Below are 12,069 nucleotides of genomic sequence, written 5' to 3' on the forward strand. Positions count from 1 at the left end.
CCCCCACCGGGATGGCAGGATGAGACGGTGCCTCGGACCAGCTCGCTACGCCAGGACCTCGACGACGCCGGCTTCTACCCGCAGCTGGTGGCCGACGTCCTCGACGTCGCCCTGGCCGGCGAGGCCGTGGGCGCGCACCTCGTGCACCCCGAGACCACCTTCGACCACGAGCTGCGCCGCCACCTCACCGTCCTCGCCCTGACCCGCAGCCGGTTCATCGTGGTCCACGTCGACGACGTCTCCGACGACGAGTCGCGCCCCGGCGCGCTGGCCACCTCCGAGACCGTCGCCCTGCACGAGATCCGGACCGTGGCCCTCACGCACGGCGTGTTCGACCCCGCCGGGACCGGCGCCACCTCCGAGCTCACCCTGTCGGTGGGCTGGGGCGCGATCCACCGCGTCGACCTCGAGCGGCAGACCTGCGCCGACCCCGACTGCGAGGCCGACCACGGGATGACCGGGACCCTGTCCCCGGAGGACGTCGTCATCCGGGTCGCCGCCCAGGCCGACGGCCAGGACGCCCTCGACCGCGCGATGCAGTTCGCCCGCGAGCTGTCCCGCGCGACCGCCGCCCAGTGAGGGCGCCGCGATGAGGGCCCGCCCGCCGGGCCCCCCGGATCTCGGCCTGCACCTGCGCGCCGTCCTGCCGGCGGCGCTCGACGCCGTCGGGCTCACGACCACCTCCGCCGGCCGGTCCTCCGCGGAGGACCGGGCCGCGCTCGACCTGCCGCAGGCCCCACGGGTGTGCGTCGTCCTCGTCGACGGCCTGGGCATGGCCCAGCTGAGTGAGCGCGGCGGGCACGCCCCCTTCCTACGCTCCCACCTGGCCGACGCCCGCACGATCGAGACCTGCCTGCCCTCGACGACGGCCGCCGCCCTGACCACCTTCGGCACCGGGGAGCTGCCCGGGCACACCGGGATGCTCGGGTACACGCTGCGCCACCCGCCCACCGGTCAGCTCGTCAACCTCGTCACCTGGGCCGACGCCCCGATGGAGGCCCGGCGCTGGCAGCGGGTCCCCACCCTGTTCGAGCAGGCTCGCGACCTCACGGGGGACCCGGGCACGACGACGGTCATCGGCCCGGCCCGCTTCGTCGGGTCCGGACTGACCGACTCGGCGCTGCGCGGGGGGCGCAGCCGCACCGGGGAGTCGCTCGGCGAGCGGGTCGACCAGGCCGTGGCCGCCCTGCGCGGCGGGTCCGCGCTCACCTACCTGTACTGGGGCGAGGTCGACCACGTCGGGCACGTCCACGGGTGGGGCTCCTGGGAGTGGGGCGAGGAGCTCATGGCCACCGACGCCGAGCTGCGCCGCCTGGCCCGCGAGGTGCCCCGCGGCACGCTCGTCCTCGTCACCGCCGACCACGGGATGGTCGACGTCGGCGAACGCATCGACCTGACCACCCACCCCGAGCTGCGCGCGGGCGTGGCGACGGTGGCGGGCGAGCCGCGGGCCTGCCACGTGTTCGTCGAGGCCGGCGCCGATCCCGCCGACGTGCGGGAGCGCTGGGCCGCCGCGCTCGGTCAGGAGTCGGTCGTGCTCACCCGCGACGAGCTCGCCGCCACCGGCGCGCTGGGCACCGATCTGCCCGAGGACCGGCTGGCCGCCGTCGGCGACGTGGTCGCCCTGCTCGGCCGCTCCGCCGTCCTGCTCGAGGAGGGTTCCGCCTCGATCGGCTCCGTGGCGCTGGTCGGCGTCCACGGATCCTCGACGCCGCAGGAGCAGCAGGTCCCGCTCCTCGTCGCGGGGCCCTGATGGGTCAGCTCGTCTTCTACTCCGGGACGATGGACGCCGGGAAGTCGACGCTCGCCCTGCAGGTCGACCACAACCATGCCGCCCGGGGCCGCGACGGCCTGCGGTTCAGCCGCAGCGACCGCGGGGGGCAGGGCGTCATCTCCTCGCGGCTGGGCCTGCGGGCCGAGGCGGTCGAGGTCACCGACGCCACCGACTTCTGGGCCGAGGTCGTCCGACGGCGCACGGCGGGCCGACGGGTCGACTACCTCGTCTGCGACGAGGCGCAGTTCTACAGCCCGGACCAGGTCGAGCAGCTGGCCCGCCTGGCGGACCTCATGGACGTCGACGTCTTCGCCTTCGGGATCACCACCGACTTCCGCACGCGCCTGTTCCCGGGCGCCGCCCGCCTGGTCGAGCTCGCCGACCGCGTCGAGCGACTGCAGGTCGAGGCGCTGTGCTGGTGCGGCGCCCGGGCCACGCACAACGCCCGCACCGTCGACGGGGTCATGGTCACCGTCGGTGAGCAGGTCGTGGTGGGGGACACCGCCGAGCGGGGGGACGACGACGCCGCGCCGGCGCCCGAGCCGGCCGGGCAGGGACCGGTCGTGGCCTACGAGGTGCTGTGCCGCGGGCACCACATGCGGGGGATGACCGCCGCGAGCGCGGGCGCGGGCGAGCTGAGCCCGATGACCCTCGACCTCGCCGGGGACTGAGGCCGGCGCGATTCGGTGCCCGGGCTCAGCCGGCCGCGGGCCGGTCGGCCGCCGACTCAGTCGGAGGGGTCTGAGCGGGAGCCGAAGACGATCTCGTCCCAGGACGGCACCGATCGGCGCGTCCTGCGCGAGGCGGAGGGCTTCTTCGCCGCGGGCTTCTGCTCGGCCTGCCGGGTCTCCTTCGTCGCCTCTCCCGCGGCCGGCTCCTCGCCGTCGGTGCGGGCGTCGTCGGTCGCCGGGCCGCTGGATCCCGCGCCGCCCGCGTCCTCGTCCGCGCCGCTCGCTGCCTCCGCCGCCGGCCCGTCCGTCGCGGCCGGATCGGTGCCGGTCGCGTGCGGCGTCGCGGCGTCCGCGTCGTCCCGGGCCGCCGCGCCGCGGTCCGTCCCGACCGCCGTGGCCCCGTCCTCGCCCGCTGCGTCCTCGTCGGCAGGGGCGGGCGGCTGCGCCCGCGCCGTCGCGTCGGGGCGCCGGCCGCGACCGGACGGGTGGCGCCCGCGCGGGTCGAGCGCGGCCTCGTCCGGGGCCGGGGTGTCGGCGGGGCGGGAGCGGCGGTGGGCGTCGAGCGAGAGCACCTGGGCGTCGCGGGCCAGGTCCGGCCGGGACGCCGGCGGGTGCGCCGCGGGGATGTCCTCGTCCTCCATCTCGGCGAGCGCGTCCAGGTCGAGCTCGTCCTGGAGGTCGTCCATGTCCTGCCGGGTGCCGCGGTGGGCGGCGAGGTCCTCCAGCAGGGCCTCGGTCTGGTCGGTGTCGGGCAGGTCGGCCGGCGAGGTGACCTCCGCGTCCGCGGCGGCCGGTGCGTCGGCGTCGTCCGCGGTGGTCGCGTCGGACGGCGTCGCGCTATCGGCCCCGCCGTCCGCCTCGGCGCCGGTCTCGCGGGCCCACGGCGGCTCGGCGGCGCCCCGGCGCCGGGTGGCGCCCAGCGGACCGTCGACCGGTCCGAGGTGCCGGCGCCCACCGCTGACGTCGGTCTCGGAGAGCCAGCGCGCCTCGTCGTCGAGGGCGAGCAGGGTGCGGGACTGCAGGTCGATGCGCCACAGCGCCGTGCGCTCCTTGTGCGCCGCGACGAAGGTGACGCCCACCTGCCACTCCTCGCCGTCCCGACGGCGGGCGTCCCAGACGAGCCGGTCCACGTCGACCCCGCGCGCGCCGAGCCGGTCGACGACGAGGTCGCCGAGGGTGGGGGAGTCGCCGTCGTGCCCCACCCGCTGCGCGCGGGCGCGCTCCGTGACGAAGTTGCGCTCGGCGAGCACCGGGGACTCGAACGGGGCGACGCGCTCGCGCGGCAGGTCGTGCTCGTCGGCGATCTCGTCGACCGACCGTCCGGAGCGCAGGAGGGCCTGGATCTCCCGGGGGCTCACGGGGCGCGCCTCCGCCCCCTCGCGGCCGGCCTGGGTGGCGCGGCGCAGGGCGTCGCGCAGCGTCTCGTCGACGGGCAGGCGGTACTCGGTCCCGTCCGGGGCACGCACGAGCAGGTGCTCGCCGGACCCGGAGGTCCCGGTGACGGTCAGATCGACCATGAATCTCCTCCTCGGCGACGACCCGACGGCTCGGGCGCGGCCAGGATAGGTGGCCGCGGGCCCCCGGCGCGGGACGTCGTCGCCCGCGATCGCGCGGCGGGGCCGCCGTGGGCGGTGGGACCGCTCACACCGGGCGCGTCCGGGACGACGGTCGGGGCACGGCGGCAGGCGCGTCCGGGGCTGCGTCGGGCGACGCCGTCATGCGCCCGACGGACGTATTCGTGGATACCGGTGGCCGATCCGCGATTCATGGTGCACAATCCGTCCGACCAGGGTCGGGAACAAACTCCGCCGCCGTGCGTTGACCGCGATCCAGGGGGGAGTCCCACCCCGCACCACTCGAGTAGAACCCGGAGCGTGACGCCAGCATGGCGACCGATTACGACGCACCACGCAAGACCGACGAAGAGCTCAACGAGGACTCGCTCGAGGAGCTCAAGGCCCGTCGTGCCGAGCAGTCCTCCAGCTCGGTCGACGAGGACGAGACCGAGGCCGCCGAGGGCTTCGAGCTGCCCGGCGCCGACCTGTCCGGCGAGGAGCTCAGCGTGCGGGTGCTGCCCCGCCAGGCGGACGAGTTCACCTGCTCACGCTGCTTCCTCGTCCACCACCGCAGCCAGCTCGCCTACGAGGAGAACGGTCAGCTCGTCTGCACGGAGTGCGCGGCCTGACCTGATCGAAGCGCGGCGGCCAGCTCGGCCGGCCGCCGCGTGGAGAGCACCCACAGCGGTGTCGGGTCCCGCTCGTCCTCGAGGACGACGGCGACCCCCGTGGGCACCCAGGAGCGGTGCACCAGGTAGGAGCGCGCGTCCGCACGCGGCCCGAGGATCGCGCGCATGCCCTGCGCGTCGAGCTCGTGCACGTCCCCGAGCCTGGCCAGGGCGATCGCCGCGCCGCCCGCACGCAGGGTCGGACCCTCCTCACCCGGGTCGCCCTGGTCGCCCGGCCCGTCGGCCACCACCTCGACGACGGGTGCCGCACGGAACAGGGCCAGCGCGATGCCCAGCGCCAGCGCCGCCCCGCACACGACGGCGAGGACGGAGCCCAGGGGCAGCAGCGCGATCCCCAGCGCCAGGCCGGCGCCGGCCGAGAGGACGAGGGCCGTGGGGCCGGGGCGCAGGCGCTCGGCGAAGATCGGGGCGGGCTGGTCGGGCATGCCGCCAGCCTGCCACCGAACGGGCCGCCGCGGCACCGGCGCCCGCGACGCGGCGGGTAGGCTCGCACGCGGTGCCCGCACGGCACGTCGCGGGTGCGGCAGCGGCGGGCAGGAGAGGAACGCATGGGACTGTTTTCACGCGGCCGCCGCGCGGCCGAGCGCACGCCGGAGCAGACCGGTGACGTCGAGGAGACCGACCCCGGCGAGCAGGGCGAGGCCGGCGCGCGGGGTGAGAAGGACCCCGCCGAGCGGGCCGAGGGCCCCTACGACGTCGCCGACCGCCCCGACCTGGACGGCCGCCTCGACCTGGGCGCCCTGCGCATCCCGCGGCGCTCGGGCATGAAGGTGCGCCTGGAGCTGGAGAAGAAGAAGCGCACCGTCGTAGGCACCTCGGTGACGCTGGAGGGGTCCGCGCTGCAGCTGCAGCTCTTCGCCGCCCCCCGCTCCGCCGGCCTGTGGGACGACGTTCGCGAGGAGCTGGTCGAGTCCGTGCACAAGCAGCAGGGCATGGTCGAGGAGGCCGAGGGCCGCTGGGGCAGCGAGCTCCTCGTCCGCCTGCCGGTGAACCGGCCCGACGGCTCGAGCGCGATGAACTCCCTGCGCTTCATCGGGATCGACGGCCCGCGCTGGTTCCTGCGCGGCATGCTCTCGGGCCTGGCCGCCACCGACGACGAGGCTTCGACCGCCCTGCGCGAGGTGCTGGCCGACGTCGTCGTGGTGCGGGGCCCGGAGGCCCGTGCGCCGCGCGAGGTCGTCCGGCTCACCGCCCCCGGCACGGGCCAGGAGGCCGCCGAGGTCGACACCGGGGGAGCCCCCGCCCGGCGCACCCTCACCCTCAAGGACCTCCAGCGGGGCCCGGAGATCACGGAGACCCGGTGAGCCCCCGCCGGCGCCTCCTCACCCCGGTCGCCGAGCTCGACGCACGCGACGAGCGCCGCGCCTCCCAGGTGCCCGGGTGCCGGGCGATCACCTCGCTGGCGCCGCGCGAACGGGTGAAGGTCGCCGGCGTGCTGCGCTCGGTCACCTACCCGCCGGTCGACGCCACCCCGGACCTGCGGGCCCACCTCTACGACGGCACCGGCGAGCTCGTGCTCGTCTTCCGCGGCCGCCGCGACGTGCCGGGCATCGAACCGGGCCGACGCCTCGTGGCCGAGGGCATGGTCCTCGACGACGGGGGTCCCACCCTCGTCGACCCCCGCTACGAGCTGCGCCCCAGCCTCGCCGAGCTCGAGGAGATCGAGCAGCTCACCGGGGCGCGCCGATGAGCGCCTCGGACGCGGGCGGCGCCGCGCCGGGCACCGGCGCGGACGGCCCGGGCTCCGCGGGACCCGGCGCACAGGGACCGGGCACGCCCGCCGGCGGCGACCGGCGCCGCGGGCTCGGGCAGGTCGTCGCCGAGGACTTCTCCCTGGCCGAGTCGATCGGTGGCGTACGCGGGGTGATCGAGGCGGCCGGCCCCGGCGTCGTCTTCGTCACCGCCTTCGTCCTCACCCGCGACCTGACGATCCCGCTCGTCGCCTCCCTCGCGGTCGCCGTCGTCCTCTGCGTCGTCCGCCTCCTCCAGCGCACCCCCGTCACGCAGGCGCTCTCGGGCCTGCTCGGCGTGGGGATCGGCGTGATCTGGGCCTGGCGCTCGGGCCAGGCCGAGGACTTCTACGCCTGGGGCCTCTACGTCAACGGCGCCTACGCGCTGGGGATCCTCGTCGCCGTCCTCGTGCGCTGGGCGCCCATCGGGGTGCTCGTCGAGCTGCTCCGCGGCCGGGGCATGGCCTGGCGCACCGACCCGGCCATGGCCGGCCTCAGGCGCCGGTACGTCATCGCCTCCTGGCTGTGGGTCGGCGTCTTCGCCGCGCGCCTGGCCGTCCAGGTGCCGCTCTACCTCGCCGGTGAGGTCGCCGCCCTGGGCGTCGCCCGGCTGGTCATGGGGCTGCCGCTGTTCGCCCTGGCCGCCTGGTTGACCTGGGTGCTCGTGCGCGAGCCGGCGAGCGCCTCGACCGCGGTCGTCGACGTCGAGGCCCACGAGGTGCCCCCGCGCGGCGAGGTCGGCGGCGAGGGAGACCCGGGCCCGCGGCTCAGCGCGGGGCCAGACGCCCCTGGAGATCGCTGAGGCCGTCCAGCCCCTGGGCGGAGAGCACGAGGAGCAGCTCGTCACCGGCCTCGAGCGTGACGTCGGACTCCGCGGCCAGCGGCGCCCCGGCGCGGATGACCGCCGAGAGCACCGCGTGCGGACCGAGGTCGACGGTGCCGATCCGGCGGCCCACCACCGGGGAGCCCTCGGGCAGCGTGAGGCCGTGGATCGAGGCGCCCGAGCCGTAGAAGCGGAACAGCGGGACGAGGTCGCCGACCGAGACCGCCTCCTCGACGAGGGACGTCATGATCCGCGGCGTGGACACCGGCACGTCCACCCCCCAGGTGGAGGTGAACATCCACTCGTTCTGCGGGTTGTTCACGCGGGCGACCACCCGGGGCACGGCGAACTCGGACTTGGCCAGCAGGGAGACGACGAGGTTGGCCTTGTCGTCGCCCGTGGCGGCGACGACGACGTCGGTGCCGGCCGCCCCGGCGTCCTCGAGGGCCTGCGGCGAGCAGGCGTCGGCCAGCAGCCACTCGGCCCGGGCCACCGAGGCCACCCGCATGGCGGCCGGCTGCCGGTCGACCAGCGTGACGGTGTGGCCGTGGCCGAGGAGCTCGCGCGCGATCGAGCGGCCCACCGAGCCGGCGCCGGCGATGAGGACCTTCATCGACCCACCGGCCCGTCCGCCAGCGTCCGGCGCGCGCCGCCGACCCGGTCCGACGCCAGGGCCAGGTGCACGACGTCGCCGTCCTGCAGCACCGCGAGCGGCCCGGGGACGACCCCCGCGCCGAGCCGGGTGAGGTAGGCGACGCGCCCGTCGGTGGCGCGCTCGACCTCGGCCAGTGGCCGGCCCACCCAGGACGCGTGCGGGTGCAGGCGGACGAGGCGGACCTGGCCCGAGCCGTCGACGTGGTCGGTGGGGCTGGCCGAGGGCAGCAGCCGGTCGAGCACCTGGTCGGCGGTCCACCGCACCGTGGCCACGGTGGGGATGCCCAGGCGCTGGTAGACCTCCGCCCGCCGGGGGTCGTAGATCCGGGCCACCACCCGCTCGACGCCGAAGGTCTCGCGTGCCACCCGGGCGGAGATGATGTTGGAGTTGTCGCCGGAGGAGACCGCCGCGAACGCGCCGGCGTCCTCGATGCCCGCCTGCCGCAGCGTCTCCCGGTCGAAGCCGACGCCGGTGACCTGCCGGCCGGGGAAGTCCTCGGGCAGCCGGCCGAAGGCGTCGGGGTCCTGGTCGACGACCGCGACGGAGTGGCCGTCGGCGTCGAGCCGCTGGGCCAGCGAGGCCCCGACCCGGCCGCAGCCCATGATCACCACGTGCACGTCGGTGACGGTACCGCGGGTCTAGCATCGGCGTCGTGCCCGACCTCGCCCCTGCGCTCAAGCGGCTGGTGGTCGGGCGCCCCGTCCGCACCGAACGCCTGGGCGGGACGCTCCTGCCCAAGCGGATCGCCCTGCCCGTGTTCGCCTCCGACGCCCTGTCCTCGGTGGCCTACGCGCCCGACGAGATCCTCCTGACCCTCGCGCTGGCCGGGGTCGCCGCAACGGCGCTGTCCCCGGCGGTGGGCCTGGCCGTCGTCGTGGTCATGCTCGTGGTGGTGGCCTCCTACCGGCAGACCATCCGCGCCTACCCCTCCGGCGGCGGGGCCTACGAGGTGGTGACGACCAACCTCGGACCGCGGGCGGGGCGCGCCTCGGCCTCGGCCCTGCTGGTGGACTACGTGCTCACGGTCGCCGTGTCCGTGTCCTCCGGGGCGCAGTACATCGCCTCGGCCGTGCCCTGGCTGCAGCCTTACCGGGTGCCGATGGCGGTGGCGGTCATCCTTCTCCTCGCCCTGGTCAACCTCCGCGGGGTGCGCGAGTCGGGCCGCGCCCTGGCCCTGCCCTTCTACCTGTTCATGGCCGCCGTCGGGTCGCTGGCCGTGGTCGGTGCCGTGCGCGAGCTGCTCGGCGGCGGCCTGCCCGAGGCCGCCACCGCCGCGCTGACCGTCGTGCCCGACCCCGCCCACGACCAGGCGCTGCTCACCCTCGGCGGCGCGTTCCTCGTGCTGCGCTCCTTCACCTCCGGCTGCGCGGCCCTGACCGGCGTCGAGGCGGTCTCCAACGGCGTGCCACAGTTCCGCCGGCCGCGCGCCGAGAACGCCGCGACCACACTGGCCCTGCTCGGCCTCATCTCCGCGGCGATGCTCATGTCGGTGGTGTGGCTGGCGACCGTCACCGACGTGCGGGTGGTCGAACGGCCCGCCGAGCAGCTGCTGCGCGACGGCGTCCCCGTGGGGCCCGACTACCACCAGGACCCCGCCATCGTGCAGATCGCCGGCTCGGTCTTCGACGGGTTCACGCCGCTGGTCGTGCTCGTCGCCGTCGCGGCCGGGGCGATCCTCCTGCTCGCCGCCAACACCGCGTTCAACGGCTTCCCCGTGCTGGCCTCGGTGCTGGCCAGGGACGGCCTCCTGCCGCGCCGGCTGCACACCCGCGGGGACCGCCTCACCTACTCCAACGGCGTCCTCGCGCTGGCCGCCGCCGCGGTGGTCCTCGTCCTCGTGCTCGAGGCCGACGTCACCCGGCTCATCCAGCTCTACATCGTCGGCGTCTTCGTCTCCTTCACCCTGTCCCAGACCGGGATGGTGCGGCACTGGCGGCGCGTCCTGCGCAGCGAGCAGGACCCGCGCGAGCGGCGCCGGGCCCGACGCTCGCGCGCCCTCAACGCCGCCGGCGCCACCCTCACCGGCGGCGTCCTGCTCGTCGTCCTGCTGACGAAGTTCACCCGCGGCGCCTGGATCACGGTCCTGCTCATGGCGCTGGTCTTCCTCGTCATGGGCGCCGTGCGGCGCCACTACGACGACGTCGCCCGCAAGGTGGCCGTGCCGGCGGGCACCGACGCGCGCTCGCTGCCCGCCCAGGTCCACGCGCTCGTGCTCGTGGCCACCCTCAACCGCCCCACCGTGCGCGCGCTGGCCTACGCCCGCGCCACCCGGCCGTCCACGCTGGAGGCGGTGACCGTCCAGCTCGAGCCCGAGGCCACCGCCGAGCTGCGCGAGCGGTGGGACGAGGCGCGCATCCCCGTGCCCCTGACGGTCCTCGACGCCCCGTTCCGCGACATCACCGAGCCGGTGCTCGAGCACGTCCGGGCGGTGCGCCGCGCCTCCCCCCGGGAGGTGGTCGTCGTCTACCTCCCCGAGTACGTCACGCCCCACGTGTGGCACCGTCTCCTGCACAACGGGTCCGCCCGCCACCTGCTGGCGCGGCTGCGGCTCGTGCCGGGCGTCGTCGTGTCGTCCGTGCCCTACCAGCTCGGGAGCGAGGACCTCGCCCCACGGGAGGAGATCGATGGCTGACCCCGGCCGCCCGTCGCAGGGAAGCGAGGACGGCGCCGAGCACCGCCCCGGGCGGGGTCGCGGACGGGGCCGCGCCCCGGGCCGGCCCCGCCGCGAGCGACGCCACCCGCCCGCCGGGCCCACGGCCTCCGGCGGGCCGGCGCCCGAGCTCGTCGACGCCCCGGTGGCCGTGGGCCGACCCGCCCACGGCGGCTTCGTCGTGGCCCGGATCGGCTCGGTGGTGACCATGGTCCGCCACGCCCTGCCCGGCGAGCTCGTCCGGGTCGCCGTCACCGCGCGCCGCTCCCGCGTGTGGTTCGCCGACGCCGTCTCGGTGCTCGAGCGCTCCGCCGACCGGGTCGAGCACGTCTGGCCCGAGGCCGGGCCCGGGGGAGTGGGCGGCGCCGAGCTCGGCCACGTGGCCCCCGAGGCCCAGCTGGACTGGAAGCGCACCGTCCTCGAGGACTCCCTGCGCCGCATCGGTGGGGAGCAGGTCGCCGCCGACGTCGAGGCCGCCGAGGGCGCCACGCAGGTGCACGCCGTCGAGCCGGGGGCCGGGCCGGGCACCCGGACCCGCGTCGAGCTGACCGGCGCCGACGACGGCCGGCCGGGCATGCACCGTCACCGCAGCCCCGAGGTGGTCCCGCTGTCCGCGCACCCGCTGGCCGACCCGCGCCTCGGCGTCCCCGACCTGCTGGCGGACCTGCGCGTGGATCCCGGCGTCCGGGTGCGCGCCGTCGTCGGCTCGGGAGGGGATCCCGACGCCGGTGCACGCGTGCTGGTCGAGGGCCGGCCAATCGCCGGCACCGACCGCGTGGCGGAGGAGGTGCCCACGATGTTCGGCCCCGTCTCGCACACCCTCGCCGCCACCGGCTTCTGGCAGGTGCACCGCTCCGCCCCGGCCGCCCTGGTCGAGACGGTGCTGTGCCTGGCCGCCGGCCTCGACCCCCGCCTGCCCGGCCGGCACGCCGACGAGATCCTCCCCGACGCCGCGGCGCACACCTGGGGCGCCGACGCGGACCGGGCCGAGAGGGTGCGCGGCGCGCTCGACGGCACCCGGGTCCTCGAGCTCTACGCCGGCGCCGGCCTGCTGAGCACCGCGCTGGCCCGCGCCGTCGGACCCACCGGCCACCTGCTCACCCTGGAGGGGGCCACCTCGGCCGTCACCGACGCCCGGGCCAACCTCGCCGACCAGGACCAGGCACGCACGCTGGCCGGCCCCGTCGACCCGGGCACGGTCCGCGCGCTCGGCGACGAGCCCCAGTGGGCCCGCGGCGGCACCGTCGTCCTCGACCCGCCCCGCGCCGGGGCCCGGGGCGAGGTGATGGCCGCCGTCGCCGCCCTGGACCCGGCGCGGATCGTGCACGTCGCCTGCGACCCGGCCGCCCTGGCCCGCGACCTCGCCGCCGCGCGTGCGGCCGGCTACGTCGCCGAGCGGGTCGTCGCGCTCGACCTGTTCGAGCACACCCACCACCTCGAGGCCGTCGTCAGCCTTGTGCGCGCCTGAGCGCGCCTCCCGCAGTGCGCCTGAGCGGGCCTCCCATAGCGCGCCCGCCGCGG

The 12,069-nt window shown here is 76.6% G+C and carries 13 protein-coding genes; 9 read left to right on the forward strand and 4 right to left on the reverse strand.

Annotated features, from left to right (window positions below; all coding sequences use genetic code 11):
• Positions 1–27: 27 nt before the first annotated feature.
• The 3 genes from AC3D3D_RS00690 to AC3D3D_RS00700 are packed head-to-tail and all read left to right on the forward strand — an operon-like array spanning position 28 to position 2,445.
• Entirely contained in the window at positions 28–579 is a 552-nt protein-coding gene (locus tag AC3D3D_RS00690) for a DUF5998 family protein (protein WP_463661500.1), read from the forward strand.
• A 10-nt stretch (positions 580–589) separates the two neighbouring features.
• Positions 590–1,753, forward strand: coding sequence for an alkaline phosphatase family protein (locus AC3D3D_RS00695; RefSeq protein ID WP_463661499.1), 1,164 nt, complete (start codon positions 590–592; stop codon positions 1,751–1,753).
• Entirely contained in the window at positions 1,753–2,445 is a 693-nt protein-coding gene (locus AC3D3D_RS00700) for a thymidine kinase (protein ID WP_463661498.1), read from the forward strand. The genes AC3D3D_RS00695 and AC3D3D_RS00700 overlap by 1 nt, the downstream gene beginning before the upstream one ends.
• Before the next feature lie 56 nt (positions 2,446–2,501).
• Here AC3D3D_RS00700 and sepH read toward each other — a convergent pair whose 3' ends face one another.
• The gene (gene sepH, locus AC3D3D_RS00705; RefSeq protein ID WP_463661497.1) at positions 2,502–3,962 is read right to left on the reverse strand and encodes a septation protein SepH; all 1,461 of its coding nucleotides are present in this window, start codon (positions 3,960–3,962) and stop codon (positions 2,502–2,504) included.
• 368 nt (positions 3,963–4,330) lie between these two features.
• Between sepH and AC3D3D_RS00710 the strand changes: the two genes are divergently transcribed.
• On the forward strand, positions 4,331–4,630 hold the full coding sequence (locus tag AC3D3D_RS00710) for a DUF4193 domain-containing protein (RefSeq protein WP_463661496.1): 300 nt from the start codon (positions 4,331–4,333) through the stop codon (positions 4,628–4,630).
• Here the strand turns inward: AC3D3D_RS00710 and AC3D3D_RS00715 are convergent.
• Positions 4,600–5,115, reverse strand: a complete 516-nt coding sequence (locus AC3D3D_RS00715) for a DUF3093 domain-containing protein (RefSeq protein ID WP_463661495.1) — start codon at positions 5,113–5,115, stop codon at positions 4,600–4,602. The two genes, AC3D3D_RS00710 and AC3D3D_RS00715, sit on opposite strands and share 31 nt — an antisense overlap.
• Positions 5,116–5,238: 123 nt before the next feature.
• Between AC3D3D_RS00715 and AC3D3D_RS00720 the strand changes: the two genes are divergently transcribed.
• Genes AC3D3D_RS00720 through AC3D3D_RS00730 form a run of 3 tightly spaced genes read left to right on the forward strand, consistent with a single transcriptional unit; the run spans position 5,239 to position 7,222 of the window.
• A complete protein-coding gene (locus AC3D3D_RS00720; protein ID WP_463661494.1) occupies positions 5,239–5,994 on the forward strand; it encodes a DUF3710 domain-containing protein in 756 nt (251 codons plus the stop codon).
• Complete coding sequence (locus tag AC3D3D_RS00725; RefSeq protein ID WP_463661493.1) at positions 5,991–6,380, forward strand: single stranded DNA-binding domain-containing protein; 390 nt, start codon at positions 5,991–5,993, stop codon at positions 6,378–6,380. The genes AC3D3D_RS00720 and AC3D3D_RS00725 overlap by 4 nt, the downstream gene beginning before the upstream one ends.
• The gene (locus AC3D3D_RS00730) at positions 6,377–7,222 is read left to right on the forward strand and encodes a DUF3159 domain-containing protein (RefSeq protein WP_463661492.1); all 846 of its coding nucleotides are present in this window, start codon (positions 6,377–6,379) and stop codon (positions 7,220–7,222) included. Before AC3D3D_RS00725 ends, AC3D3D_RS00730 begins: the two co-directional genes overlap by 4 nt.
• Here AC3D3D_RS00730 and AC3D3D_RS00735 read toward each other — a convergent pair.
• Together AC3D3D_RS00735 and AC3D3D_RS00740 are read right to left on the reverse strand one after the other, a co-directional pair.
• A complete protein-coding gene (locus tag AC3D3D_RS00735) occupies positions 7,188–7,856 on the reverse strand; it encodes a potassium channel family protein (RefSeq protein ID WP_463661491.1) in 669 nt (222 codons plus the stop codon). The genes AC3D3D_RS00730 and AC3D3D_RS00735 overlap by 35 nt on opposite strands.
• Positions 7,853–8,515: a potassium channel family protein gene (locus AC3D3D_RS00740; protein WP_463661490.1), complete on the reverse strand. Its 663-nt coding sequence runs from the start codon at positions 8,513–8,515 to the stop codon at positions 7,853–7,855. Before AC3D3D_RS00740 ends, AC3D3D_RS00735 begins: the two co-directional genes overlap by 4 nt.
• 35 nt (positions 8,516–8,550) lie before the next feature.
• Between AC3D3D_RS00740 and AC3D3D_RS00745 the strand changes: the two genes are divergently transcribed.
• Positions 8,551–10,530: an APC family permease gene (locus AC3D3D_RS00745; protein ID WP_463661489.1), complete on the forward strand. Its 1,980-nt coding sequence runs from the start codon at positions 8,551–8,553 to the stop codon at positions 10,528–10,530.
• On the forward strand, positions 10,523–12,016 hold the full coding sequence (locus AC3D3D_RS00750; protein WP_463661488.1) for a class I SAM-dependent RNA methyltransferase: 1,494 nt from the start codon (positions 10,523–10,525) through the stop codon (positions 12,014–12,016). The genes AC3D3D_RS00745 and AC3D3D_RS00750 overlap by 8 nt, the downstream gene beginning before the upstream one ends.
• Positions 12,017–12,069 lie beyond the last annotated feature (53 nt).

The sequence above is a fragment of the Georgenia sp. X1117 genome, from assembly GCF_057784635.1.

Coding starts and splice junctions, on each gene's coding strand:
- AC3D3D_RS00695 (WP_463661499.1), top strand. CDS start 590: ATGAGGGCCCGCCCGCCGGGCCCCCCGGATCTCGGCCTGCACCTGCGC.
- AC3D3D_RS00700 (WP_463661498.1), top strand. CDS start 1,753: ATGGGTCAGCTCGTCTTCTACTCCGGGACGATGGACGCCGGGAAGTCG.
- sepH (WP_463661497.1), bottom strand. CDS start 3,962: ATGGTCGATCTGACCGTCACCGGGACCTCCGGGTCCGGCGAGCACCTG.
- AC3D3D_RS00710 (WP_463661496.1), top strand. CDS start 4,331: ATGGCGACCGATTACGACGCACCACGCAAGACCGACGAAGAGCTCAAC.
- AC3D3D_RS00715 (WP_463661495.1), bottom strand. CDS start 5,115: ATGCCCGACCAGCCCGCCCCGATCTTCGCCGAGCGCCTGCGCCCCGGC.
- AC3D3D_RS00720 (WP_463661494.1), top strand. CDS start 5,239: ATGGGACTGTTTTCACGCGGCCGCCGCGCGGCCGAGCGCACGCCGGAG.
- AC3D3D_RS00730 (WP_463661492.1), top strand. CDS start 6,377: ATGAGCGCCTCGGACGCGGGCGGCGCCGCGCCGGGCACCGGCGCGGAC.
- AC3D3D_RS00735 (WP_463661491.1), bottom strand. CDS start 7,856: ATGAAGGTCCTCATCGCCGGCGCCGGCTCGGTGGGCCGCTCGATCGCG.
- AC3D3D_RS00750 (WP_463661488.1), top strand. CDS start 10,523: ATGGCTGACCCCGGCCGCCCGTCGCAGGGAAGCGAGGACGGCGCCGAG.